The following is a 22,335-nucleotide window of genomic DNA, read 5'->3' on the forward strand; positions in this document are numbered from 1 at the left end:
CCTCGTTCGACGAGCCCGCCGATCCTACCACCCCGTCATCCGGGGCTTGCCTTGACGATGGTTTTCCCCGGTCCCAAACTCGCCCGGTCGCGGCAGGGGGTTGCGACCTACCAGGGGATAACCATGAAGGGTTTGGCAAGGAAGTGGGCGACCTTCGTCGCCTTGTCGCTGTTCATATCCATGTCGCATGCATCGGCGCTTTCGGACCTGCCATGGCAGTTCGGACCGGCCAAAGTGCAGGTGGGTCCGCAAGCCACGATCGAGGTGCCGGATGGCTATGCTTTTCTCGATCCGGAAGGCACGAAGCGGCTCAACGTGCTGATGGAGAATCCGCCGGACGAGACCGACACGTACACGCTCGCGCCGACCGACATGCGTTGGACCGCCTTCTTCGACTACGACGACATCGGCTACGTCAAGGACGATGAGAAGCTCGACCCCGACGACATCCTGAAGTCCGTCAAGGAAGGTACCGAGGAGAGCAACAAGGAACGTCGCTCGCGCGGATGGGACACGCTGACCCTCGTTGGCTGGAAGAACCCGCCGCAGTACGACACGCAGTTCAAGTCGTTGGCCTGGTCGTTCCTGGCGCGCAACGACAAGTCGCAGACGGAAGTGGTGAACTACAACGCGCGCATCCTCGGTCGCGGTGGCGTCATGAACGTGGTGCTGGTGTCGGACCCCGAATCGCTCAACGCGTCAGTCGCGGATTTCAAGGGTACGCTGGATGGTTTCGCGTTCACGCCGGGCCAGGCCTATACCGATTTCCACGCGGGCGATCGCGTGGCGGAGTACGGCCTCGCCGCGCTGATCACCGGAGGCGTTGCCGCGGTGGCGGCCAAGAAGGGATTCTTCGCCGTGATAGCCACGTTCTTCGCCGCGGCCTGGAAGTTCATCCTCATCGGTCTCGCCGCGGTCGGCGGCGCGATCAAGCGCCTGTTCGGGCGCAAGTCGTAAACGCCGGGATGTTGCCGCACGCGTGGTGGTTGCTGGCAGGCGTCGTGGGGATGTATCTCTACGACGCCGTGCTGCTCGTCTACCACAACGAGGTGGTGTTCTTCGAACGGAGGGACGGCAGCTGGTCGTTCTCCGTCGGTTCGGACTTCGAACTGGCGGGGCGGCATGTCTACATACCACCCCTGCTCGCACCCGGCCGACTCATGTTGCGCCTGCGCTGGTCGTCCCGCCTCCCTCCGCTCGACGTCGCGTCGCCGCATGGTTTGCGTGCCTGGCGAGTCGGTGTGCGCGCCACGGTGTTGCCGGTCATGCTCGTGGCCTTGCTGTTCGCCGCGATGCCCGCCGTCTTGTTCACCTCGGTGTGGGTGCTCCTGGGCTGGATGGTCGCGTTGTATGTCGCCATCGTCCTGGCCGTGCTTCGAACGTGGCGGATGCGCAAGCTCACGGGACTCGGCGGCAAGAGCTTCGCTTCGTTGGCCTCCGATGCCTTGCTCTGCGCACCCTACGCGTTGAACATCGTGCGGAAACAGGGAATGCATGCCGCGGAGCGCTTCGACCTGGTGGCCGCGGCCCATGCCTTGCTCGACAGCGGCGAACGTGCGCGCCTGACCGCAGCCATCCGTGCGAGGCTGCATCGGCAGATGGGTCTCGAGGACCTCGGCAGCGAGAGGCACGCGCAATTGCAGACCTACCTCCTACAGATCGAAGGTGCGCTGGCATGACCACGCTCGAATTCGTCGTCATCGCCGCCTGCCTGGCGATCGGCTACAAGTACACATCCGCATTACTGGGCAAGCGCGACGAGCCTGCCCCGGACGATCGTCCCCTGGACACCATGCCCCTCTTCGAGCGGCCGTTGCCATGGCACGAGGTGCTGGGAGTGCTTCCGGAAGCGTCGCATGAAGAGATCGTGGCCGCCTACCGCACGCGCATGAGCCAGTACCACCCGGACAAGGTGGCCAACATGGGCGAGGATATCCGCGCGCTCGCCGAGCGCCGTGCGAAGGAGATCAACGCGGCCTACGCGGAGGCGTGCGCCGCCCGGCCCGCCTGAGTGGGCCGACCGAGAAAAGGAATCAGCGGATGCGGCCGCCGCCGAAGTGTCCCGTGCCGCCGCCCACGGAAATGCTGACCCCTCCGGTGGGATGCTCGCAGCTGCCGAAGGCCTGGCTGAGGCTCACCGTGCCCGCCTGGTAGTTGCCGCTGCCGCCGTGGCTGGCGCTGACCACGCCCGTGCTGACGCTGCCGTGTACCTGCGGCTTGTTATAGGTGGCGTCGTCGCAGCGGGGGCCGTCGTCTTCCACGTCGGCACCGGTCATGCGGCCGCTGGTGTCGCCGTAGTAGGTGCCGGGCGGGTCCTTCGGACGGGAAGGGGTCACGGCGACGCTTTCGCCGCTCTTCGTCACCGCCGTACCAGTCGTGCCTTGCCCGGTGGCCGGGGGCGCGGTAGTGCTGGAGGAGGCCGGAACATAGTCCGCCGGCAGCCTGAGGTTGAGCGGCTTTTCCTGCGCCATGGCGGTCGTGGCGAGGAGGGAAAGGGCGGCGAGGGCGAGGATCGGTTTCATGGGACGCTCCGGGTTAGGCCATGGAACGCTTCAGGGCGCGTCCGGTGTACCGGCCTTGGAACACCGGGGTGCCACCGGAGTTCCCGGCCTTTCGCCACCTTACTCCGCCAGCGCCTCGTCGGCGTCCTCGGGCACGCTTTCGCCAAGGCGGGCGCGCAGGCTGTCGATCTCGCGGCGAAGGTTGCGGTTCTCGGCTTCGAGTTCAGCGACCTGCTCGCGCAAGGCCTTCACCTCGTCGGTCGGCTTCTCGCGTGGCTTGCGCTTCGACTCCCGGACGCGCTTGGCCGCTTCCTTCAGTTCCGCGTCGCCGGCGGTGGCCGCGGCGCGCTGCTCTTCCTCGGGCAGGCTGGCCACGGCCGCCGCGGCGCTGATCGACAGGGTGCCGGATTTGACCGCGGCGACCACCTCCGGGGCGGCCTCCTTGCGGATCTTCTCGATCATCCCGACCTGGTTGCTGCTGATCCGGGCTTCGCGCGCGATGTCCTTGCGGGTCTCGGCGGGAGGGGCCTTGGTCGGCTTGCCCTGCGCCGGTTGCGCGCCGGCAGCATCGAAGGGCAGGTCGGACGGCGGCGCGTCGGCGCCCTCGGACGCGGCCGTGCGAGCGCGCCGCTCGGCGAGGATCTCGCGCTTGCGCAGGGCCAGCACGCCTCGCTGGAAGTCCGAGACGCTGCGCCGTCCCAGGTGCTGCTCGATCATCCACAGGTGCACGTCATCCATGGACTGGAAACGCTCGTTCTGCACGGTGGTGAAGGGGATGTCGTGCTTGCGGCAGATGCCGTAGCGGTTGTGGCCGTCGACCAGCGTGTCGCCCCAAAGCACCAGCGCATCGCGGCAGCCTTCAGTGAGCAGGCTGCGCTCCAGCGCCTCGTATTCGTCCGGGGTGAGCGGATCGATGTAGGCCTTGAGGTCTTCGTTGATGACGATATGCATGATGCGGCTACAGGCGGACGCGACGGCGGGGGCGGCATTCTAGTGCCTGCGGCGGAACCGTGCAGGAATCCGGCCTCCGCCCCGCCAGGACCCATGACGGACGGCCGTTGGCGGCCACGAAAGGACATGCGAGTCTTGGCCGACACAGGGGCATCATGGGAGGGGTCGGATGGTCAGTCGTCGCGAGTTCGTGCAGGCCGCGCCGTTGGGTGCGCTTTCCCTGGCAGGCCTGGGCCTGGCCTGGCCCGCGGCACACGCCGCCGCCAAGACGCCACGTTCGATGCAGGACATCCCGGTCGAGAAAATCGTCTCCCTGGCCGGCGACAACGTGCCGAGGAAACCGGCGCAGTATCCCGCCCAATTGGCCGAGATACTCAAGGACGCCAGCGACGTGGGCGACTCGTATCTCGCCGAGGGCGCGGTGGGAAGCCTTGAAGCGCAATTCGCGAAGCTGCTGGGCAAGGAAGACGCGGCTTTCATGCCGACCGGCACCATGGCCAACCAGATCGCCATCCGGCTCCTGAGCGGCGACCGTTCGCGTGTGCTGCTGCAGAAGGAAAGCCACGTCTATCGCGACGAAGCGGACGCGGTCGCCGTGATGAATGCGATCAACCCCGTGCCGGTCGACGGTGGTGCGTCGGACGGCCTCTACGACGCCATGGCCGCGGCCTTCGCGCAAAGCGCCGAGAAGCCTTACCCGGTCGAGATCGGTGCGGTATCGATCGAAAGCCCCGTGCGGCGGTTGGATGGCGCGGCGGTCTCGCAGGAAACGGTGTCGAAGATCGGCGAGCTCGCCCGGACCAAGGGCACGGGCATGCACCTGGATGGCGCCCGCTTGTTATTGATGCATGGCAACAAGGACTTCGACCTCCAGCGCTATTGCGCGCCGTTCGATTCGGTCTATGTGTCGCTCTACAAGTACCTGGGCGCGCCGTTCGGAGCGGTGCTGGTGGGCAGCAAGGACTTCGTCGCGAAAGCACGCCTGGCGCGGCACGTGTTCGGCGGCACGATCTACCATGGCTGGATAGCCGCGGCGATCGCGTCGAAGACATTGACGGGGTTCGACCAGCGGTTCGCTCGCGTGCATGCCGAGGCGGAGAAGTTGCTCGGCTTGCTCGGTGCCATGCCGGGAGTCGAAGTGCAGCGCGTACCGAACGGGAGCAACATCGCCTTCCTCAAGCTCGACGAACGGATGGCCACGGGATTGCGGGAACGCCTGTTGGAGCGGGACATCGTCGTCGGCTCGGTCCATGAAGGCAGGTTGCAACTCACGTTCAACGAAACGATCCTGCGCAAGCCCGTGGCGGCCATCGCGGCTGCCTTTTCGCCCTAGCTCACGGGTGGATAGGAGTCGACATGCGTACTTTCCGCCTCGTAACCCTCACCTTGATGATTCCATTCGTCGCTATCGCCGCGGATAGCGATCGTTCCCCGCAACGGGTGGAACCCTGGACGCCCGCCGGCGTGTCGAGCGACCTGTTCGAGTCGCATGCCGCGTTCGATCCGCGAAACGGCGACCTTTACTTCGTCCGTAGCAGCAAGTCGTTCTCGGGTTGGCGCATCCTCGTGTCACATCGCGAGGGCAAGCGCTGGTCGCCTCCCGTGCCGCCACCCTTCGCCGGTCCCGGCCTCGAGGCCGATCCCTGGTTCACTCCGGACGGTAATCGCCTGTACTACATATCGTCCCGCGCCACCGCCGGCATGAAGAGCAAGGATCTCGATATCTGGCAGGTGGATCGTGGGCCGGACGGGCATTGGGGGATACCGTCGCGCCTGCCGGCTCCGGTCAATTCGAACGAGGCGGAATGGTTTCCCCGGCTCGCACCGGATGGCTGGTTGTATTTCGGATCGAACCGGCCCGGCGGCTTCGGCAAGAACGATATCTGGCGGGCTCGTCAGGGGCCTTCAGGTCGATGGACGGTCGAGAATGCCGGCGCAGGCCTCAACACCGCAGGCGACGAATACGAGGCGCTTCCCTCGCCGGACGGTTCACGGTTGATCCTCAATGCGGATGGCGCTTTCTACGAATCGATGTGGACGGGTACGGCGTGGTCTCCAAGGGTGAAGCTCGGCCCGGACATCAACGTCAACGGCACGGAAATCGGCGCGGTGTTTTCGCCGAGCGGCAAATCGTTGTTGTTCGCCCGCGACGCGGGTGAGCCGAAGTCCGGCGAGTTCTTCGTCTGGCGGCGCGGGGGAACGGAAGATTGGCCGCCCTGAGGCGGCCAATCTTCGAACGCGGATCGGATTCAGGCGGATGTGGTTGGCTTGAGCAGGTCGGACAGGCCCACGCGGTGGAGCATCTCCGCGCGAAGGCGATCGAGTACCGCGAAGCCCACGTCCGCGCCGTCTTGCGTCGGGTCGTAGTGGAAGCGGAACGGGCGTGTACCGAAGGGCATGCCGACGATGTCGACGATACCCTTGGCCACGCCGCCGACATCGGCATCGTCCGGGACGATCTCGGCGAACGCTTTCTGGACCTGCTCGCCAAAACCCTTGTAAGGACCGGCTTCGTAGTCGGCCAAGCGGGCTTCGTCGGCAGGGCGCCCCGAATGGGCGAAGTGGTTGGTGCCCTTGGTGAAGGCCCCCGGCACGACGATCGAGGTCTCGATGCCCCAGCGCGAGAGTTCACGCGCATATTGCACCGCCAGCGCATCCATCGCGGCCTTCGCGGCGAAGTAGGGCGAGAGGTAAGGCGGCGTGCCGCCGGCCGAGCTGCTGCTTGAAATCCATACGAGGAGGCCTTGCTTCGCGGCGCGCATATGCGGAAGCGCGGCGCGGTTGACCCGCTGCGTTCCCAGCACGTTGACGTCGTACTGCTGGGCGAACTGTTCGGGTGTGAAGGCTTCGGCGGGACCGAACATCATGTGGCCGGCATTATGGACGAGGACATCGATGCGTCCGCTCTCTCCGATGATGGCCTCGATGGCGGCCTCGGCCGAGGCCTCCGATTGCACATCGAGTTCGAGTGCCCGCAGGTCGATGTTTTCGGAGGTCGATAGCTGGGCCATCTCGGCCGCGTTTCCAGCGTTGCGCCCGGACACGTCGCGCATCGATGCGTACACGGTATGGCCGGCGCGGGCGAGCGCTTCGGCGGTGATGCGGCCGAAACCGCTGGAGGCGCCGGTGATCAGGATGATTTTCTTGCTCATGACGGGATGTCCTGGTGGGGAATGTCGTTCGAAAGGGGTCAGATGACGCCGCCGTTGGCGCGCAGTACCTGGCCGTTGATCCAGGCGCCGTCGGGGCCGGCGAGAAACGCGACCGCGCTGGCGATGTCTTCGGGCTGGCCAAGGCGTTCCAGCGGCGAGAGCTTCGCCAGCTGGTCGATGACGGCTTGCGGCTTGCCGTCGAGGAAGAGCGCGGTGGCCGTGGGACCGGGGGCCACGGCATTCACTGTGATGTCGCGGCCGCGCAGTTCCTTGGAGAGGACGTGGGTCATGGCTTCCACGCCAGCCTTGGTGGCGGCGTACACGGCGTAGTTGGGCTGGTAGAGGCCGACGACGCTGGAAGACAGGTTGATGATGCGGCCGCCTTCACGCAGTCGCTTCGCCGCTTCGCGAAGCATGTTGAAGCTGCCCTTGAGGTTGATGGCGATGTGGCTGTCGAACAACGCGTCTTCCGTGTCGGCGATGCTGGAGAGCTTCATGATGCCGGCGTTATTGACGATGACGTCCACGCCGCCAAACGCCGCCTGCGCCGCGTCGAACATCCGGGCGACGGCGGCACCATCGCTCACATCGGCCTGCGCGGGAATGGCCCGGCCACCAGCGGCCTCGATCGACGCAACCAGGCGTTCTGCCTCCGCCACGTTGCCTGCGTAATTGACCACGACCGTGAAGCCGTCGGCCGCGAGCCGGCTGGCGATGGCGGCCCCGATGCCGCGCGAGGCACCCGTCACGATGGCAACTTTCTTCGTCTCGTTCATGATTTCGTCTCCAGAAGGGCTACCCGTGGTGGGTGGCGTGGGACGAACTATCCGCGCTTGAGTCAGCCAAATAATCCAGCTAGTTTTGGCAACACAATTCTGTAATTACGAACAATAAGGGCGATGGATGGATCGACTCGAGGCCATGCGGCTGTTCACCCGGGTCGTCGACCGACGGAGCTTCACTCAGGCCGCCAACGACCTGGACATTCCTCGCTCGACGGCTACCCAGGTCATCAAGCAGTTGGAAGACCGGCTAGGGGTGAAGCTGCTGCAGAGGACGACGCGAACCGTTCGTCCCACCCTCGATGGCGAGGCCTATTACCGACGTTGCCTGGTCATCCTCGACGACATCGAAGACGCGGAAGGCGCCTTCAGCGGGGCGGTGCCCAAGGGCATGTTGAGGATCGAAGTTCAGGGGACCCTGGCTCGCCATTTCCTGATGCCGAGCCTTCCGCGCTTCTTCGCCGCGTACCCGCAGATCGAGATCGCCATGAGCGAGAGCGATCGTTGGGTCGACATCATCCGCGAGGGCTGCGATTGCGTACTGCGCTATGGCGCTTTGCCGGACAGCGACCTGATCGCGAGGCCCGTGACGTCGCTTGAGCGGATCACGTGTGCGGCGACCAGCTATCTGGAGAAGTATGGCGTGCCGACGAGCCTCGACGACCTGGCGAATCATCGTGCCGTGTGCCTCCGCTCCATCACCACGGGCGCATTGAGGCCCTTCGAATTCGTCGAGGCGGGCCAGGTTACCAAGGTGGATATGGCGGCACCGCTATCCGTCACGGGAACGGAGAGTTTCCTCGAGGCCGTGCGGCTCGGCTTCGGCCTCGCACAGATGCCGCTGTTCCACATCGAACGGGACCTTGCCGAAGGGCGTTTGCAGCGTGTGCTTGCACCTTACGCGCTGCCACCGGGCCCGGTGTCCATCCTGTATCCGCGGGCTCGCCAGTTGAGCCCGCGCGTGCGGGTGTTCATCGATTGGGTGATCCAGCAGTTCAGCCCCGTGGGGCGATAAACTTCGACGCGGACCATCGATGGGGAGGTATGGAAATGAAGGCTAAGGATGTACCGGGAAACGAGTCGGCCCCGAGACTGATCGACGAACGGATCGCGAGCCTCGGCGACTGGCGCGGCGAGACATTGGCGAGGATGCGCAAGCTCATCCATGAGGCCGACCCGGAGGTCGTCGAAACCTGGAAGTGGATGGGCACGCCGGTATGGGAGCACGGCGGCATCATCTGCACCGGCGAGACGTATAAGGCGAAGGTGAAGCTGACCTTCGCCAAGGGGGCGTCGTTGAAAGACCCCTCGAAGCTGTTCAATTCGAGCCTGGATGGAAACGTGAGGCGCGCTATCGATATCGGCGAAGGCGAGGAGGTCGACGCGGATGCTTTCAAGGCGCTCGTCCGCGCCGCTGTTACGCTCAATGCGTCGGGCGGGAAGGCGAAGATGAATCGGGCTAAGTAGCCCGATTCACGCGAATCGTTCCAAATGGACACCTGAATGGGTGAGGACCGCTTGGAAGGCACTCAGGCGAGGTCGGATGTTCCGATATTATTTCGGACCAAACTTCCACCACCGGTAGCGCCAAAAAGTATGGCATTAGTGTTACCGGTTAACCTGTTCCCCATCAGGCTAAGATTTCGACCATTTCCGTTAACAACACCCAGGCCGGTACCGCACTGGTCGACCTGGCATTGGGATACCGTGATATTGGAAACGCCAGCGCCAATAAGAACGCCATTGCCGTTGGAGAAGCCATTAATCGTTACATTGGAGATGGTAATCATGGATCCTGTCTGCACTAGTATGCCAGTGGCAGAGGTGTTTGCATTCGAGGAAGTAAAATTACCTCCCAAAATCGTAATCCAATTACACGCTGCCATCCATATGCCGGCCACTTGCGGTTGATCGATATCCACACTGGATATAACAGCGAAGCTTGGGACAATAGAGTTCGAAGAAAAATAAATATCTTTGCCGAAAAAGATTCCGCCAGCACAAGCGCCAACACCGCTGTTAGATACCTTGCAGCCCTGGCAATCGCCGTAAAATCCGACTGCGTGAACGTCACCACCCACGTGGCCGTCATTCAGTAGAAATCCATCGATGAGGTTCGCAACGCCTCGATGAACTATGATCGCATGGCCATTGGCAATGCCATTACCTATATTTATCGCATGGTAATTGGTAACTTTTACTTCGTGGATATATTCGGTTACCGTTGCGGAAAACAGTTTGAGCGTACCCGCTTTATTCCACGGACTGCCACGGGATATACAATTCTGTATTTCCACGTACCTGCACCGGTCCAATTGAATGCTGTAACTGCATCCGCTGAAGATTACTTCGGTCACGGATAGGTGATCCGAGAGTCTGCAATTGATCCCTGTGATGTCCGGCACGGAGGTGCAATCCACCTCCAATCCATGGATTGAGATGTTTGCAGGTTGGGATGAATCGGAAAGATACTGTAGAACAGTAATTCCTGTAGTTTTTGGAAGAATTTTTACAGATTTTGATCCAAATCCCGAGAGAGTGAGGTTGGGAATCAGGGCGATGGTAGAACTGACGACGTAAGTGCCAGGCGGAAGATAGACGCCGCCGCCCGTTGCTGAAAGTGAAGATATTGCTGTTTGTATCGCAGCTGTGTCGTCGTGAATCCCGTCACCTACCGCGCCGAAATCCATCACATTCGCGTATCGAGTTGTTGCATTGGTGGCCGATGTGGCCGCCTGGGCGGCCGAAGATATGGCTGTAACTCCTACCGCAACAGCCGGCATCATGCTTACGAAATCACGTCTCTTCATTGAGTTCCCTCCAGTTGGATTCATACGGCAGCTTTGCTCGTCGCTTGTCCTCGGCCAAGGGGCTTTACTTAAGTCAGCGGCCCCTAGCCAGGTGCACCATATCAATTGGCATCCCTGTTGCCGTTGTTCATTGTGAAATGTGCGAGCGCGTTCGCAAGTTGCAGGGGTTTCGGTGACCAAAGCAGGAAATTTGGAAATTTTTGATTTATTTGTCAAAAAATAAGATATATTTCTACGAATTTGCTAAATACATCAAAATGCAAGTAATCAACGAATTGGGTGAAGCAGTAGCCGTGAAAAGGCGTCTCCTAGGTTTGAAGCAAGGAGAGGTGGCAGCGCGGGCGGGTCTTACCCAAGAAACGTTGTCTCGTTTCGAGCGGGGGAGGGCGCCGGAGTTCGGGTCGAGAAAGCTGCTGGCCGTGCTTGCTGTGCTGGGAATGGAATTGCAATTCATCGACACGGAAGCAGCGGGTTCGCTGGACGAGCTTCGTCGAGAGCGTGGAGGCTGACGAGCTTCGCGATCTACAGGTTCGGCCACGAGAAAATAGCCTTCTCATTTGGCGACTGCGAAATCTATGCGATGAAGAGGAGGGCGCAGCACAGTATTTTGTTGATGACCTGTCGAAATCCGGTCCGGTCGTTCGACGATAGGTGAAGGCAGCCAACCGGCGCCTCTCACGGGCTCGGTGAAGCAGCCCCACCGTCAGGAGGAATCCCATGCACAAGGCTAAGCGGACGATCGGTGTCATGAGCTTTACGTTGCTTGCGGTGCTCGGTACATCGCAGCAAGTAGCGGCACAGGGCACGCAGAAGGCCGACGGCGCAGCGCCCTATCCAAAAATGGCCCCCGTCGACCAATACCTCATGACGAATCGGGACGAAGAAATCGCCCTGGCGCGGAGCGCGGCACCGGCCTCCATTTCGCGTGACGCGACGGTGCTGGTTCTGGGACGGAACGGCTACGAAACAGCGGTCGAAGGCAAGAACGGCTTCGTCTGCGTGGTTGGCAGGAGCTGGACGGGGCCGTTCGACTGGCCGGAATTCTGGAACCCGAAGATAAGGGCGGCCGATTGCCTGAATCCCCAGGCCGCCCGGGCGATCGTGCCGATCTTCCATCTGCGCGCCAAGCTGGCGATGGCCGGCCGGTCAAAGGCGGAGATGCTGTCGGCGGTCAAGGCCGCGTATGAAAAGAAGCAACTGCCGGAACTCGAAAGCGGCGCCATGGATTTCATGATGTCGAAATCGTCTTATCTGACCGACGAAGGCGGGCACAACATGCCCCACCTCATGTTCGATACCCTGGTCAAGGACGGCAAGGATTGGGGTTCCGGTGCGGAGGGCTCGCCTGTCATGTCCAGCCCCTATTGGTTCATGTCACCGAACCAGCAGGACCAGACCAAGGGATTGCCGCCCATCCTGGTATTTCTTGTCGGGGTGGGAACGTGGTCGGATGGGACGCCAGCAGACATGCACGGCCACTGATACCGCGCACCTGCGAGGTATCACGGTTAAAACAGCACGTGCATAGGGCAGTTAGAATACGCCCTATGCATCCCACCGCCCCCTCAGCCTTCCGCCTGACCGTCGCCCCGATGATGGACTGGACGGACCGCCACTGCCGGTACTTCCACCGTCTGCTCTCCCCGCACGCCCGCCTTTACACCGAGATGGTCACCAGTGCAGCCCTGGTTCGAGGCAACCAGCTACGTCTGCTCGAGCACAGCCACGAAGAGCATCCGGTGGCCCTGCAGCTGGGCGGAAGCGATCCGGTTGAACTGGCCAAGGCCGCCGTGATGGGCGCGCAGGCAGGCTATGACGAGATCAATCTCAACGTGGGTTGCCCGTCGGACCGGGTGCAATCCGGCAAGTTCGGCGCCTGCCTGATGCGTGAGCCCAGCCTCGTCGGCGAATGCGTCCAGGCGATGGCCGAGGTGGTCGACGTACCGGTGACGGTGAAATGCCGCATCGGCGTGGACGACCAGGACGAATACGCCGACCTGCAACGCTTTACCACGACGATGATCGAGGCGGGCGTACGGATACTGGTGGTCCACGCCCGCAAGGCCTGGCTCGATGGCCTCAGCCCCAAGGAAAACCGGGAGATCCCGCCGTTGGACTACGGGCGGGTGTACCGGCTGAAGCGCGAGTTCCCGGAGTTGACGATCGTCATCAATGGCGGCATCACCACGGTGGAAGCCGTGCGCGAGCACCTGGCTCACGTCGACGGGGTGATGCTCGGCCGGGCCGCCTATCACGACCCCTTCGTCCTGGCGAAGCTGGAAGCCGACCTCTATGGCACACCGCTGCCCGAGCGGTCGGACATCCTGGAGCGGATGCGCATCTATATCGATGCCGAACTGGCTCGTGGCACGCAGCTGAAGCACATCACCCGGCACATTCTCGGGCTGTACCAGGGCGAGCCCGGCGCGCGCGGGTTCCGCCGTCAGCTGTCCGAAGGCGCCCATCTGCCCGGGGCCGACTGGCGCCTGATCGAAACCGCGCTGGCCGCCTTCCGGCAGGCCGCCTGATACCCCCACCCCGACACCTTCCCGAGGCCCGCACCGCATGATCGTCACCGAGCGTCTGATCCTTACCCCGAGCGCCGTCTCCGATTTCGACGACTGCCATGCGATGAGGACGGACCCGGAGGTGATGCACTTCATCGGCGGCAGCGCGCCGGGGGAAGACACCTGGATACGGCTGCTTCGTAACGTGGGGCATTGGACCTCCTTCGGCTACGGGTTATTCACCTTGCGCGAGAAGGACGGTGGCCGATTCGTCGGCGAGGCGGGACTGGCGCATTTCCGCCGGGGCCTGGGGGATCAATTCGATCCCTTTCCGGAAGGTGCCTGGGCGCTGGCCCGCTCGGCGCATGGCAAGGGCTATGGCACCGAGGCACTGCTGGCCGTCCACGACTGGTTCTTCGAGCGTCGCGAGGCTGGCCGGACCGTCTGCCTCATCAATCCGGAGAATCTGGCTTCGGTGCGGCTGGGTGAACGCCTCGGCTACCGGCCGTTCGGGCAGGCCGAATACAAGGGCAAGACGCAGACGATGTTCGAGCGCGTGCCCTAGCCGGGCATCCGGTTCGGAGGGGATGGGCGGTCCACGGAAGGCGCCAGGGCGTACCCCGGCGCGGGGCTACCCGGGTTTCGTTCAGCTTCGGGCTGGGCGGGGCTGGGCATGATCGGTCGACTAGCCAGATCCGGTCGCCTTCCACCAGACATGAAAATCACGTTTCGTCCGCTACTTTTCGCCGCGCTCAGCCTTGCCTTGCCCGTCGCCGCCCTGGCCGACCAGTCGTTGACGCTGGAGCAGGCGGTGAGCAAGGTGCAGAAGGATACCGGGGGAAAGGTGCTGTCGGCGGATACGCGGTTGGTGGAGCGCGGCCGGATTACCGAATACCGGGTCAAGGTGCTCACCCTCGACGGACACGTCAAGGTAGTGCCCGTCCGTACCGAAACCGCCAAGCCCCTGGACGTCAATGCCGGGGATAACAAGGAGAAACATTGATGCGAATCCTGCTGGTAGAGGACGAGGCCCCGCTGCGCGAGACACTCGCCGCGCGCCTCAAGCGCGACGGTTTCGCCGTCGATGCGGCGCAGGACGGCGAAGAGGGCTTGTACCTCGGTCGCGAAGTGCCGTTCGATCTCGCCATCATCGACCTGGGCCTGCCCAAGCTGTCGGGCATGGACCTGGTGAAGGCCCTGCGTGAGCACGGCCAGCGCTACCCGATCCTCATCCTTACCGCCCGTGGCAGTTGGCAGGACAAGGTCGAGGGTCTCAAGTACGGCGCCGACGACTACCTCGTGAAGCCCTTCCACGTCGAGGAACTGCTGGCGCGCATCAACGCGCTGGTGCGCCGTGCCAGCGGCTGGTCGAAGCCGGTGCTGGCCTGCGGACCGATCAAGCTCGACACCACGGCGCAAACGGTGACGGTCGAAGGCCGCCAGGTCGACCTGACCAGCTACGAGTACAAGGTGCTGGAATACCTGATGCTGCACGCGGGCGAGCTGGTCTCCAAGGCCGACCTCACCGAGCACATCTACCAGCAGGATTTCGACCGCGACTCCAACGTGCTGGAAGTCTTCATCGGCCGCCTGCGTCGCAAGCTCGATCCGGAAAGCGCCCTGAAGCCGATCGAAACCGTTCGTGGCCGGGGCTACCGTTTCGCCATCCCGCGCAACGAAGCAGACGAAGACTGATCGCCCGCGGGTGGCGCGGGCAAGCTGCCGCGCCACCCGCAGGTAAGCTCGAAGCATGGACAACGCTTCCCCGATCAAACGCCGGCCCCTCTCGCTGGCCGCGCGCGCGGCGCTGGCGACCGGCTTCGCGCTGGCCGCGTTTCTCGGCCTGACCGGACTTGCCCAGAACAAGGCCAACTACGCCTCCGAGTTGTCGGCCATGCACGACCGGCTGCACAACTACGCCATCGCGTACATCACCGGCACGGATATCACCCGGGCCGGCAAGGTCACCACCCCCGACAGCCAGCCCAATCCGGACTTCTCCCGGCCCGGCTCGGGGCTTTACGCGATCATCGTCGGCAACGATGGGTTCCGTTGGGAGTCGTCGTCCGCGCTGGGACGCGATTTCGACTTCGTGCGCATGCTGTCGCCCGGCGAGACCGCCTTCGAACCGGTGGAAACGCGAAGCGGCAAGCTCTATGTCTTCAGCTACGGTGTCTCGCTGGACAGTACGGACAAGCGCAGTGTGCCGCTGACCTTCGCGGTGGCGCAGACGGAAGACCAGTTCGAGCGCCAGGTGGCGACATACCGGCGCACGCAGTTCCTGTGGCTGGCGATGCTGGGCATGATGCTCATGCTGCTGCAGCTCTTCCTGTTGCGCTGGAGTCTGTTGCCCTTGCGCCGCGTATCCAGCGATCTCGCCCACATCGAACGCGGTACGCGGGATCACCTCGATGGACCGTATCCAGTGGAATTGACGGTGCTTACCCGGCGCCTCAACGCGTTCATCGACAGCGAGCGCGAGCAACGCTCGCGTTACCGCGACACTCTTGCGGATCTCGCGCATAGCTTGAAAACCCCGTTGGCGGTGGTGCGCTCGCAGCTGGAGAGCGGGGGTGACGCCGACACCCTGCGCGGCGACATCCTCGACCAGGTACGCAAGATGGATGAGATCGTGGCGTACCAGCTTTCGCGCGCGGCCACGTCGGGCCGACGCACCATCGCCTCGGTGGAGCCGATCGCCGGGCATGCCGAAGATCTCGTGCAGAGCCTCGAAAAGGTCTATGCGGCGAAGAACGTGCTTTGCGAGTTCGAGTTGGAAGAAGGCGTGAGCTTTCCCGGTGAGCAGGGCGACCTGCTCGAACTCATGGGTAACCTGGTCGAGAACGCGTTCAAGTGGGCATCGCATCGCGTGCTGCTCACCGCGCGATCCGTCGGCAAGGTGCGTGGTCGCAGTGGCCTCGAACTGGTCGTCGAGGATGACGGCCCCGGTATTCCCGACGAGAAGATCGAGAAGATCCTCCAGCGGGGCGTGCGCGGTGATGAACGGGTGCAGGGGCACGGCATCGGCCTGTCCATCGTGCAGGACATCGTGAAGGCCTATCAGGGCGAACTGCATGTGGATCGCTCGGAGGAGCTGGGTGGGGCTCGGTTTAGTGTGAAGCTTCCGCCGCCTTGATGGCTTTATGCCTTGAGGCGGGGCATCGCCGCTTAAGCGGCTTCCCACCAGAGCAGCTTTCCAGCCGGAGTGGTTTTCCACCGGAGCCACCGGCGAGGGGTGTGGGTCAAGTGGTGGGGGAGGGGCCGTAGAAGGCGTCGAGCAGGCGCGCTACGTCGGGCTCGGCTTCGCGGAGCAGGGCGGGTTGCGAGAAATGCAGTTCGCTGGTTACAGCGAAGTATTCTTCCGGCGCTTCGGCGGCGTACGGATCGATCGCCGTCCGGCGGCCTCGCTCCACCGCCTTGGAGAGGCGGTCGTAGCCGCGTTGCATCGTTTCGATCCACTGCCGCCGGTTCATCGACGAGGGTAGCGGCGGCACGCCGTTGGCCGGGCCCGCAAGCATGTCGAGCTTGTGCGCCATCTCGTGGATCACCACGTTGAAACCGTCCCATGGCGCTTCCAGGTCGAGCGCCACGTCGGCGAGCGACAGGATCATCGGGCCCCGTTCCCACGCTTCGCCGATCAAGGTGTCGTCGCTGTCGGTCACCACGCCGGTAGGGGCGTCTCGATGGCTGCGCCGTACGTTGAATTCGCCGGGATAGACCAGGACGTTGGTCCAGCCCTTGAAGGCCTTCGGGCCGTGCGGAAGCGCGGGCAGGCTGGCCTGCATGGCGATTACCAGGCGCCAGAAATCGTCCAGGGGCGCATCGCCCATGGCGTGGAAGCGTTTGTCGTGCAGGAAGATCGCCGCGAGCTGGCGCAGATAATGCGCGCGGGGAGGATCGAGTGCCTTCGCGAGGGGTACGCGCTGGACGGCTTGCCGCCATGCGGCATCGTCGATCGGTGGGACGGGCGCGCGGAATCGCGCGATCAGCGTTTGGATGAAGCCCAAGGTGATCGGCCGGAACGGATCAGAACATCGAGCCAGGGAGCAGCGACTGCCAGCTCGGCGAGGAAGAACGCATGGGCATGCCGTCATCGTGCACGCCATCGCCGGCATCGACCGGGGACGGCACGGGAGTGGGTGTGGCACTGCGCTGTGGCGCGTTCACGGGACGCGACGAACCGATTTCGTTACCGACGCCATCGCGGCCGCCGCCCTGCGGCGATCGCGAGCTGCCTTCGAACGACGACGAGGAAGTGCTGCCCATGGAGAGCAGACCACTGGTCGGGTCGATGTCGGAAGCGGCGGCGGTGCCGGCGGCACCGACGAGGCACAGACATCCGAAGATGTACGGTCTGGCGTTCATCGGTAAACCCTGAGGCCCCTCGGGACGAAAAGGGGGACAACCGATCCTCGCAGAAAATTGACGAGGCTGCCAGTGCTGGAGGTCGCCGTGCGCCGCTCCCGGCCCCGGGCGGGCGAAAAGGGCGCCACTGCCCTAGAATCGCCCGATGTCCCGGCTTTCCCCACCCTCGACAGCGGCCACCTGACGGCCCGACGGCAACCATGCTCGCACGCGATCTCCTCGAAGCCCTTGCCGGCGGCGATGCCGTGTCCGGCGCCGTCCTGGCCAAGAAGGCCGGGGTGACGCGCGCCGCCGTCTGGAAACAGATCGAGGCCTTGCGTCTCAAGGGCGTGCCCGTGGAGGCCAAGGTCGGCGGCGGTTACCGGCTGCCGTGGCCGACCGAACTGCTGGACGGCCAGCGTATCCGCGCGGCCTTGCCGCCCGCGACCTCGGCTGGGGTCGGCATGCTCGAGGTGCACTGGGAGATCGATTCCACATCCAGCGAGTTGGCCCGGCGCATTCCCGTGCTCGACGACCTGGCCTTCGTGATAGCCGAAAGCCAGTCCGCTGGGCGCGGCCGTCGCGGACGCCCGTGGCTGTCGCCGCCGGGGATGAACCTGTACCTGTCGGTGCTCAAGCGGTTCGACGGTGGCTTCGCGTCGTTGTCGGGCTTGTCGCTCGCTGTCGGCGTGATGCTGATCCGCGCGCTGGGCGAGGTCGGCATCCGCACGCCCGGGCTGAAATGGCCCAACGACGTGCTGGCGGGCAACGCCAAGCTGGCGGGAATCCTGGTGGAACTGTCCGGCGAATACTCCGGTCCATGCGCGGCGGTGATCGGCGTGGGCGTCAACATCCGCCTGCCGGACGACCTGCACGAACGCGTCGGCCAGCCGATCACCGACCTCGCCTCGGTGACCGGTGGCGATCCGCCCGGCCGCAACCGGTTCGCGAGCGCGGTCGTGGCGGAACTCACCGAGGGACTGCGCACCTTCGAGCGCCACGGCTTCGCGGCATTCGCCGACGAGTACGCGGCGAACGACCTCTTGCGTGGCGAATCCTTGCGCATCATCGATCCGCGCGGCGAATACATCGCCGTGGGCGAGGGCGTCGACGAACGCGGCGCCTTGCGTGTACGCCTCGCCGATGGAGAACTCGTCACCGTGGACAGTGCCGAAGTCTCGGTGCGCCGGAGCACCACATGATCCTGCTGCTGGACCTGGGCAATACCCGCCTCAAGTTCGCCTTGATGGATGGCGGTGAATTCACGCATCGTGGGGCGTTCGGTTGGGATGCCGACATTGCGCATGAGTTGGCCACGCTCTGGGCATCGTGGCCGACGCCCGAGCGCATCGTCGGCGCGTCCGTGGTCGATTCCGCGCGCGAGACGGCCGTGGCCGTGGCGGCCGACAAAGCCTTCGGTCGCACACCCGCGTGGGTGCGTACGCCCGCCGAGGCCTGCGGCGTCACGAATGCCTATGCCGAACCGCAGCGACTCGGTGTCGATCGCTTCCTGGCGATGGTGGATGCCCTCGCGGCAGGCCGTGCGCCGTGCGTGCTGGCCAGTGTCGGCACAGCACTCACGCTGGACGCGCTGGACGGGGACGGGCGGCACCTGGGCGGATGGATTGCCCCGGGCCCGCTGCTGATGCAGCAGTCGGTGCTCGGCGCCACGGTCCAGGTACGGCCGGGCCATGCCGGTACCGTACGCGACCTCGCCGACAACACCGCCGATGGCCTCGCTTCCGGTTGCTGGCAGGCATGCGCGGCACTCGTCGATCGCTTCGTCGATCGGTCGACGAAGCTTCTTGGGGGGAATCCGACGGTGACGTTGGGTGGCGGCGATGCCGATGTATTGGCGCCCTTGCTGGAACGCGAGGTCGTCCTGGTGCCGGATGCGGTGTTGCGCGGACTCGCCGTGTGGGCGAAGACGCATGCCCGCGCGGACAATATCGCCTAGAATTCCGACGCCGCCGGTTCTTACAGGGGAACGCGCGCAGGCCCCCACCGGAAGCCCAAGGCCACCATGCTGCTGCGTTTGCTGTTCGTCTTGCTGATCGCCCTCAACATCGCGGTGGCCGCGTGGTTGCTGCTGGGTGATTCGTCGACGCACGCCGTCGATCCAACGGATGGCGGCGTGCCGAAGCTGAAGCTCCTCGCCGAACTGCCGGCTCCACCGGTGAGTGCCGCGCCGCCAGCGGCATCCGCAGCCGTGGCAGCACCCGCATCCGTCGCGAGCCTGCCGAAGGCGGCATCCACCGTTGCCCCGGCCACGACGTCGCCAGGCACCCCTCCCGCGAAACCCGCAACGAAGGCCGTGGCAGGTGAGACGCTTCTCGTACCCGCCGAGACCGCGCCGACCAGTCCCCGCCGCAGCTATCGTTGCCTGGCCCTGGGGCCGTTCGCCAACCAGGTCGACCTGCGCGCGGCACGCACCGCCATCGCGCCACGCACCGTGCGCAGCCGCCAGCGCCAGGAGCAGACCAGCGAGTCGCACGGCTGGCGGGTCTTCCTGCCCGCCCTGGCCACGCGCGAGCAGGCGCTCGCCCAGGCCCGCCGCCTGGATGCTAAGGGCATCAAGGACTATTTCGTGGTCACCGCCCAGGGCGACTTGCAGAACTCGGTCGCGCTCGGCCTGTTCCACGACCCCGCCAACGCCCGCAAGCGCCGCGACGAGGTGATCGCCGCCGGCTTCCCGGCGCGCATGAGCGAGCGCACCGAGGTCACGCCGGTCTGGTGGCTCGATGTCGTCGTCCCCGACGAGGCCGGGACCGACATCCGCCGGAGCATCCGCACCCCCGGCATCACGGCTAGAACCACCGGCTGCTTCTGATAAACTCTGTGACTTCGCCGGCATAGCTCAGTTGGTAGAGCAACCGCCTTGTAAGCGGTAGGTCCCCAGTTCGAATCCGGGTGTCGGCACCAGTGGAATCAGGGGCTTGACCGCTGGACGCGGCGCGAGGCCGTTTTTGAGTCAACGGCGAGGCAACGGAAGCAGGGGCATGTCATTTCGAATTCGATTCTTTGCCGGTACGTCGCCGGCTGTCCGTCGCGGACTAAAGAGCGTCGCATGGGCGATGTTTCTGTCGCTTGGTGCGGTGCTGCTCTGTTACGCCGCGGTATGGAAGTTCTACCCAGAAGCCGCAACGTTTTCCCCCAACAGGGTTTCGGCTTTCGTGGATTCGTTGTTGGCAGGCGTAGTCGGCTTCGCGCTGCTGGGTGCGTTCGCCTATTTGGGGTCATTGCGAAAACCGGATGAGGATGCGATCTCTGATCGAATCGCCTACCTCTATTCCGCTCGTCTCGAGGAGAACGATTCCACTCGGGAGTTCCTCACCGAAGAGCTGATGCGGTTAGGCGCTGTAATTCGCAGCGCAGAATCGCGGTACAGCTTCGTTGAGTTTGATGTTCCGAACAATGTAGTCAGAGTAAACGTCCTCATTTCCATGACCATCGTCAACATGATGAGATGGGATGACTATCACCAACGGATGCCTGTTCGTGTGATGTTCGACTCCGTGTCTGGGCATTCCGATCACATTGGAAACCTCATCCGTGTGGAGACGGTCTCGTGTGATAGTTCTGGACATTACGGTCCTAAGAAATCGCATCTGCCGCATCCGGTCCCACTCGTTGGAGATCAGCGACACGAAGGGTCGGTAGAGCTGGAAATTCCACCCCACGGTGAGCTTCGCTACGAATACGAGTACGAAGGTTGGGTGAATACAGACGATAATTTTTGGACGAGCGCAAACCGGTTTGCGGAAAGGTTCACAATCGTGGTCACGAACTTGGTGAGCCAAGTGCTGTCTATTGAGCCCCACCCAGATCCAAAGCGGCCAGCTTTCGTGAACATCATCGGGAACCATCCCTTGAATTCAGGGGAATCGACGGAAATTTTCGTCATAGAGAATCTGCGACCTTCCGTACCAGTCACATTTCGCGCTAAGTTTTGAGTTATAGTTCGTCCACACCAAAGGGGAGTACGACCATGTTCCGCGACAACGATACGCAGGGCGGCTAATCAGCTTCCCGCTGAATTCCAGATAAGAAGCCGGCGAAAGCCGGCTTTTTCGTGGACGCCAGGGAGGCGTGATTGACGCTAGATCACAAAAAATCTTTTTATTTTCAATAAATTGTACAGTTTCCGTCAAAGCGATTGGTGTGTTCGCTGTAAAGTCTCAAGCTCTACTGAGAGCGAAGAATATTTCCTTGCCTCCTCCTACACGTTCTGGTTTCCTAGCGAAGACAGGGGAGGGAGCTTCATGGGGGTAAGGGGAAGTTGACCTACAACGGCGATAAATACGCGCTGTTCCGGCGTCACCGGCCGGCGCTCCGTGCGCCGGCCCTGTGCTTTCTTCGTCGTCATCCTCAAAACGCCTGAAGCCGCGCGCTGGCGACGTTCCGCGAAAAGGTGTTCTTCATCGCTGCCCTTGGCGAGTTGACCAAGCTTAGGGCTCCTCCGCGGCAGTGATGAGTTCGAGAGCCTCTGCGAATATTTCTGCGAGGCAGTGTTCGCAAGGGGCTTCACGACCCATCACGTGTTCTTTGGCCAAACTCCGCGGGAAACTGCGGAGCTTTTCGTTTGAAAAACTAGCTAGGGAGTAGGGATAGATGGCGACATTCTTGACCAGGATAGAACTACATTCGGCTGATGCGGCCGATTACCAGCGGCTACACGAGGAAATGGCGAAGAAGGGATTCTCGCGTGCGATTCCAGATGACAACGGCGTCAAGTACTACCTTCCAACCGCTGAGTACTATTGGGAAGGAAATCTGTCGGCTGAGGCCGTTCGACAATTGGCGGACATCGCGATCGCGGCGACCGGGAAGGCTGGCTGGGTGATCACCGCGCAATGGGCATCGGCGTCCTGGCGCTTACCGCGCGCGTAAAAAGAAAGTCCCCGCCAGCACCCATGACAGGATGGCGGAGCCAACCTATGCGAGGGTAGGCGTGTGGTTCGATAGCCCTTACGGGCTACCGAACGTTGGCGCGCGTGAAGGCAGATTGTCGTCTGTCCATCGCGCTGAGGTCCTCGACACGCTGGCCGTTCGCAAGAACACGCTTCCGGATCCGCCCGCTCCCTGGGGCTCAGGGGCTCGGTGAGTGCCCTCAACAACCGTGGCAGCCTGGGCTCGGGATGAGCCGTGTAGCGGCAGGTAGGTGCCTCGAAGACCGAGGCGTCCGGGGCTTCGTTTTTGCGCGGGCGACGGGGCGATCTCAATCGGTCGATGCAACAGTTTGATTGAGTACCTCGGCAGGGCTCTGGAAGTCCAGCGTCTGCCGAGGT

General features: G+C 63.4%; 26 protein-coding genes and 1 tRNA gene. 20 read left to right on the forward strand and 7 right to left on the reverse strand.

Annotated elements, in window-relative coordinates; genetic code table 11:
• Window positions 1-123 precede the first annotated feature (123 nt).
• The 3 genes from AB6730_RS06215 to AB6730_RS06225 are packed head-to-tail and all read left to right on the forward strand — an operon-like array spanning window position 124 to window position 2,011.
• On the forward strand, window positions 124-957 hold the full coding sequence (locus AB6730_RS06215; RefSeq protein ID WP_371022781.1) for a DUF2167 domain-containing protein: 834 nt from the start codon (window positions 124-126) through the stop codon (window positions 955-957).
• Window positions 958-965: 8 nt separating this feature from the next.
• Window positions 966-1,679: a hypothetical protein gene (locus AB6730_RS06220; RefSeq protein ID WP_371022782.1), complete on the forward strand. Its 714-nt coding sequence runs from the start codon at window positions 966-968 to the stop codon at window positions 1,677-1,679.
• The gene (locus AB6730_RS06225) at window positions 1,676-2,011 is read left to right on the forward strand and encodes a J domain-containing protein (RefSeq protein WP_371022783.1); all 336 of its coding nucleotides are present in this window, start codon (window positions 1,676-1,678) and stop codon (window positions 2,009-2,011) included. Before AB6730_RS06220 ends, AB6730_RS06225 begins: the two co-directional genes overlap by 4 nt.
• A 22-nt stretch (window positions 2,012-2,033) precedes the next feature.
• Here AB6730_RS06225 and AB6730_RS06230 read toward each other — a convergent pair whose 3' ends face one another.
• Both AB6730_RS06230 and AB6730_RS06235 read right to left on the reverse strand, forming a co-directional pair.
• The gene (locus AB6730_RS06230; RefSeq protein ID WP_371022784.1) at window positions 2,034-2,522 is read right to left on the reverse strand and encodes a hypothetical protein; all 489 of its coding nucleotides are present in this window, start codon (window positions 2,520-2,522) and stop codon (window positions 2,034-2,036) included.
• 99 nt (window positions 2,523-2,621) lie between these two features.
• Window positions 2,622-3,452, reverse strand: a complete 831-nt coding sequence (locus AB6730_RS06235) for a plasmid replication/partition related protein (protein WP_371022785.1) — start codon at window positions 3,450-3,452, stop codon at window positions 2,622-2,624.
• Window positions 3,453-3,621: 169 nt separating this feature from the next.
• On the opposite strand from AB6730_RS06235, the gene AB6730_RS06240 reads away from it, so the two are divergent.
• Both AB6730_RS06240 and AB6730_RS06245 read left to right on the forward strand, forming a co-directional pair.
• On the forward strand, window positions 3,622-4,785 hold the full coding sequence (locus tag AB6730_RS06240; RefSeq protein WP_371022786.1) for a low specificity L-threonine aldolase: 1,164 nt from the start codon (window positions 3,622-3,624) through the stop codon (window positions 4,783-4,785).
• A 23-nt stretch (window positions 4,786-4,808) separates the two neighbouring features.
• Window positions 4,809-5,672: a TolB family protein gene (locus AB6730_RS06245; RefSeq protein WP_371022787.1), complete on the forward strand. Its 864-nt coding sequence runs from the start codon at window positions 4,809-4,811 to the stop codon at window positions 5,670-5,672.
• Between the two features lie 29 nt (window positions 5,673-5,701).
• Here AB6730_RS06245 and AB6730_RS06250 read toward each other — a convergent pair whose 3' ends face one another.
• Both AB6730_RS06250 and AB6730_RS06255 read right to left on the reverse strand, forming a co-directional pair.
• Window positions 5,702-6,604, reverse strand: a complete 903-nt coding sequence (locus AB6730_RS06250; RefSeq protein ID WP_371022788.1) for an SDR family NAD(P)-dependent oxidoreductase — start codon at window positions 6,602-6,604, stop codon at window positions 5,702-5,704.
• 38 nt (window positions 6,605-6,642) lie between these two features.
• The gene (locus AB6730_RS06255) at window positions 6,643-7,380 is read right to left on the reverse strand and encodes an SDR family oxidoreductase (RefSeq protein ID WP_371022789.1); all 738 of its coding nucleotides are present in this window, start codon (window positions 7,378-7,380) and stop codon (window positions 6,643-6,645) included.
• 127 nt (window positions 7,381-7,507) lie between these two features.
• Here AB6730_RS06255 and AB6730_RS06260 point away from each other — a divergent pair, with 127 nt between their 5' ends.
• Window positions 7,508-8,401 carry a LysR substrate-binding domain-containing protein gene (locus tag AB6730_RS06260; protein WP_371022790.1) on the forward strand — a complete coding sequence of 298 codons (894 nt, stop codon included), beginning with the start codon at window positions 7,508-7,510 and terminating at the stop codon, window positions 8,399-8,401.
• A gap of 35 nt (window positions 8,402-8,436) precedes the next feature.
• On the forward strand, window positions 8,437-8,853 hold the full coding sequence (locus AB6730_RS06265; RefSeq protein ID WP_371022791.1) for a DUF1801 domain-containing protein: 417 nt from the start codon (window positions 8,437-8,439) through the stop codon (window positions 8,851-8,853).
• Between the two features lie 62 nt (window positions 8,854-8,915).
• On the opposite strand, the gene AB6730_RS06270 is transcribed toward AB6730_RS06265, so the two are convergent.
• Window positions 8,916-10,196 carry a glycosyl hydrolase family 28-related protein gene (locus AB6730_RS06270; protein ID WP_371022792.1) on the reverse strand — a complete coding sequence of 427 codons (1,281 nt, stop codon included), beginning with the start codon at window positions 10,194-10,196 and terminating at the stop codon, window positions 8,916-8,918.
• Between the two features lie 200 nt (window positions 10,197-10,396).
• On the opposite strand from AB6730_RS06270, the gene AB6730_RS06275 reads away from it, so the two are divergent.
• The 7 genes from AB6730_RS06275 to AB6730_RS06305 all read left to right on the forward strand — a co-directional run bounded on the left by AB6730_RS06275 (window position 10,397) and on the right by AB6730_RS06305 (window position 15,839).
• Window positions 10,397-10,705, forward strand: a complete 309-nt coding sequence (locus AB6730_RS06275; RefSeq protein WP_371022793.1) for a helix-turn-helix domain-containing protein — start codon at window positions 10,397-10,399, stop codon at window positions 10,703-10,705.
• Between the two features lie 208 nt (window positions 10,706-10,913).
• A complete protein-coding gene (locus AB6730_RS06280) occupies window positions 10,914-11,678 on the forward strand; it encodes a hypothetical protein (protein ID WP_371022794.1) in 765 nt (254 codons plus the stop codon).
• A gap of 65 nt (window positions 11,679-11,743) precedes the next feature.
• Entirely contained in the window at window positions 11,744-12,724 is a 981-nt protein-coding gene (gene dusA, locus AB6730_RS06285) for a tRNA dihydrouridine(20/20a) synthase DusA (protein ID WP_371022795.1), read from the forward strand.
• Window positions 12,725-12,761: 37 nt separating this feature from the next.
• Window positions 12,762-13,268 carry a GNAT family N-acetyltransferase gene (locus AB6730_RS06290; RefSeq protein WP_371022796.1) on the forward strand — a complete coding sequence of 169 codons (507 nt, stop codon included), beginning with the start codon at window positions 12,762-12,764 and terminating at the stop codon, window positions 13,266-13,268.
• A gap of 150 nt (window positions 13,269-13,418) precedes the next feature.
• Window positions 13,419-13,706 (forward strand): PepSY domain-containing protein, encoded by a 288-nt coding sequence (locus AB6730_RS06295; RefSeq protein ID WP_371022797.1) that lies wholly within the window; start codon window positions 13,419-13,421, stop codon window positions 13,704-13,706.
• A complete protein-coding gene (locus AB6730_RS06300; RefSeq protein WP_072321955.1) occupies window positions 13,706-14,398 on the forward strand; it encodes a response regulator transcription factor in 693 nt (230 codons plus the stop codon). The genes AB6730_RS06295 and AB6730_RS06300 overlap by 1 nt, the downstream gene beginning before the upstream one ends.
• A 55-nt stretch (window positions 14,399-14,453) precedes the next feature.
• Window positions 14,454-15,839 carry an ATP-binding protein gene (locus tag AB6730_RS06305; RefSeq protein WP_371022798.1) on the forward strand — a complete coding sequence of 462 codons (1,386 nt, stop codon included), beginning with the start codon at window positions 14,454-14,456 and terminating at the stop codon, window positions 15,837-15,839.
• Window positions 15,840-15,945: 106 nt separating this feature from the next.
• On the opposite strand, the gene AB6730_RS06310 is transcribed toward AB6730_RS06305, so the two are convergent.
• Window positions 15,946-16,710, reverse strand: a complete 765-nt coding sequence (locus AB6730_RS06310) for a zinc-dependent peptidase (protein WP_371022799.1) — start codon at window positions 16,708-16,710, stop codon at window positions 15,946-15,948.
• Window positions 16,711-16,729: 19 nt separating this feature from the next.
• Window positions 16,730-17,068, reverse strand: a complete 339-nt coding sequence (locus AB6730_RS06315; protein ID WP_371022800.1) for a hypothetical protein — start codon at window positions 17,066-17,068, stop codon at window positions 16,730-16,732.
• A 200-nt stretch (window positions 17,069-17,268) separates the two neighbouring features.
• Between AB6730_RS06315 and AB6730_RS06320 the strand changes: the two genes are divergently transcribed.
• From AB6730_RS06320 to AB6730_RS06345, 6 genes are all read left to right on the forward strand, one after another.
• Window positions 17,269-18,249, forward strand: coding sequence for a biotin--[acetyl-CoA-carboxylase] ligase (locus AB6730_RS06320; RefSeq protein ID WP_371022801.1), 981 nt, complete (start codon window positions 17,269-17,271; stop codon window positions 18,247-18,249).
• Window positions 18,246-19,004 carry a type III pantothenate kinase gene (locus tag AB6730_RS06325; protein WP_371022802.1) on the forward strand — a complete coding sequence of 253 codons (759 nt, stop codon included), beginning with the start codon at window positions 18,246-18,248 and terminating at the stop codon, window positions 19,002-19,004. The genes AB6730_RS06320 and AB6730_RS06325 overlap by 4 nt, the downstream gene beginning before the upstream one ends.
• A gap of 66 nt (window positions 19,005-19,070) precedes the next feature.
• Window positions 19,071-19,877, forward strand: coding sequence for an SPOR domain-containing protein (locus AB6730_RS06330; protein ID WP_371022803.1), 807 nt, complete (start codon window positions 19,071-19,073; stop codon window positions 19,875-19,877).
• Window positions 19,878-19,893: 16 nt separating this feature from the next.
• A tRNA-Thr gene (locus AB6730_RS06335) sits at window positions 19,894-19,969 on the forward strand.
• A 77-nt stretch (window positions 19,970-20,046) separates the two neighbouring features.
• Entirely contained in the window at window positions 20,047-21,000 is a 954-nt protein-coding gene (locus AB6730_RS06340; RefSeq protein WP_371022804.1) for a hypothetical protein, read from the forward strand.
• A gap of 658 nt (window positions 21,001-21,658) precedes the next feature.
• Window positions 21,659-21,937: a hypothetical protein gene (locus AB6730_RS06345; RefSeq protein WP_371022805.1), complete on the forward strand. Its 279-nt coding sequence runs from the start codon at window positions 21,659-21,661 to the stop codon at window positions 21,935-21,937.
• Window positions 21,938-22,335 lie beyond the last annotated feature (398 nt).

This window comes from Luteibacter sp. RCC_6_2 (assembly GCF_041360655.1).
In the GTDB taxonomy this organism is placed as follows: domain Bacteria; phylum Pseudomonadota; class Gammaproteobacteria; order Xanthomonadales; family Rhodanobacteraceae; genus Luteibacter.

What these genes read in the sequence shown, in the direction of transcription:
- AB6730_RS06240 (WP_371022786.1), top strand. Translation starts at nt 3,622, where the DNA reads ATGGTCAGTCGTCGCGAGTTCGTGCAGGCCGCGCCGTTGGGTGCGCTT.
- AB6730_RS06230 (WP_371022784.1), bottom strand. Translation starts at nt 2,522, where the DNA reads ATGAAACCGATCCTCGCCCTCGCCGCCCTTTCCCTCCTCGCCACGACC.
- AB6730_RS06320 (WP_371022801.1), top strand. Translation starts at nt 17,269, where the DNA reads ATGCTCGCACGCGATCTCCTCGAAGCCCTTGCCGGCGGCGATGCCGTG.
- AB6730_RS06325 (WP_371022802.1), top strand. Translation starts at nt 18,246, where the DNA reads ATGATCCTGCTGCTGGACCTGGGCAATACCCGCCTCAAGTTCGCCTTG.
- AB6730_RS06250 (WP_371022788.1), bottom strand. Translation starts at nt 6,604, where the DNA reads ATGAGCAAGAAAATCATCCTGATCACCGGCGCCTCCAGCGGTTTCGGC.
- AB6730_RS06215 (WP_371022781.1), top strand. Translation starts at nt 124, where the DNA reads ATGAAGGGTTTGGCAAGGAAGTGGGCGACCTTCGTCGCCTTGTCGCTG.
- dusA (WP_371022795.1), top strand. Translation starts at nt 11,744, where the DNA reads ATGCATCCCACCGCCCCCTCAGCCTTCCGCCTGACCGTCGCCCCGATG.
- AB6730_RS06345 (WP_371022805.1), top strand. Translation starts at nt 21,659, where the DNA reads ATGGCGACATTCTTGACCAGGATAGAACTACATTCGGCTGATGCGGCC.
- AB6730_RS06235 (WP_371022785.1), bottom strand. Translation starts at nt 3,452, where the DNA reads ATGCATATCGTCATCAACGAAGACCTCAAGGCCTACATCGATCCGCTC.
- AB6730_RS06260 (WP_371022790.1), top strand. Translation starts at nt 7,508, where the DNA reads ATGGATCGACTCGAGGCCATGCGGCTGTTCACCCGGGTCGTCGACCGA.
- AB6730_RS06340 (WP_371022804.1), top strand. Translation starts at nt 20,047, where the DNA reads ATGTCATTTCGAATTCGATTCTTTGCCGGTACGTCGCCGGCTGTCCGT.
- AB6730_RS06225 (WP_371022783.1), top strand. Translation starts at nt 1,676, where the DNA reads ATGACCACGCTCGAATTCGTCGTCATCGCCGCCTGCCTGGCGATCGGC.
- AB6730_RS06330 (WP_371022803.1), top strand. Translation starts at nt 19,071, where the DNA reads ATGCTGCTGCGTTTGCTGTTCGTCTTGCTGATCGCCCTCAACATCGCG.
- AB6730_RS06280 (WP_371022794.1), top strand. Translation starts at nt 10,914, where the DNA reads ATGCACAAGGCTAAGCGGACGATCGGTGTCATGAGCTTTACGTTGCTT.
- AB6730_RS06315 (WP_371022800.1), bottom strand. Translation starts at nt 17,068, where the DNA reads ATGAACGCCAGACCGTACATCTTCGGATGTCTGTGCCTCGTCGGTGCC.
- AB6730_RS06255 (WP_371022789.1), bottom strand. Translation starts at nt 7,380, where the DNA reads ATGAACGAGACGAAGAAAGTTGCCATCGTGACGGGTGCCTCGCGCGGC.
- AB6730_RS06245 (WP_371022787.1), top strand. Translation starts at nt 4,809, where the DNA reads ATGCGTACTTTCCGCCTCGTAACCCTCACCTTGATGATTCCATTCGTC.
- AB6730_RS06305 (WP_371022798.1), top strand. Translation starts at nt 14,454, where the DNA reads ATGGACAACGCTTCCCCGATCAAACGCCGGCCCCTCTCGCTGGCCGCG.
- AB6730_RS06265 (WP_371022791.1), top strand. Translation starts at nt 8,437, where the DNA reads ATGAAGGCTAAGGATGTACCGGGAAACGAGTCGGCCCCGAGACTGATC.
- AB6730_RS06290 (WP_371022796.1), top strand. Translation starts at nt 12,762, where the DNA reads ATGATCGTCACCGAGCGTCTGATCCTTACCCCGAGCGCCGTCTCCGAT.
- AB6730_RS06220 (WP_371022782.1), top strand. Translation starts at nt 966, where the DNA reads ATGTTGCCGCACGCGTGGTGGTTGCTGGCAGGCGTCGTGGGGATGTAT.
- AB6730_RS06295 (WP_371022797.1), top strand. Translation starts at nt 13,419, where the DNA reads ATGAAAATCACGTTTCGTCCGCTACTTTTCGCCGCGCTCAGCCTTGCC.
- AB6730_RS06270 (WP_371022792.1), bottom strand. Translation starts at nt 10,196, where the DNA reads ATGAAGAGACGTGATTTCGTAAGCATGATGCCGGCTGTTGCGGTAGGA.
- AB6730_RS06300 (WP_072321955.1), top strand. Translation starts at nt 13,706, where the DNA reads ATGCGAATCCTGCTGGTAGAGGACGAGGCCCCGCTGCGCGAGACACTC.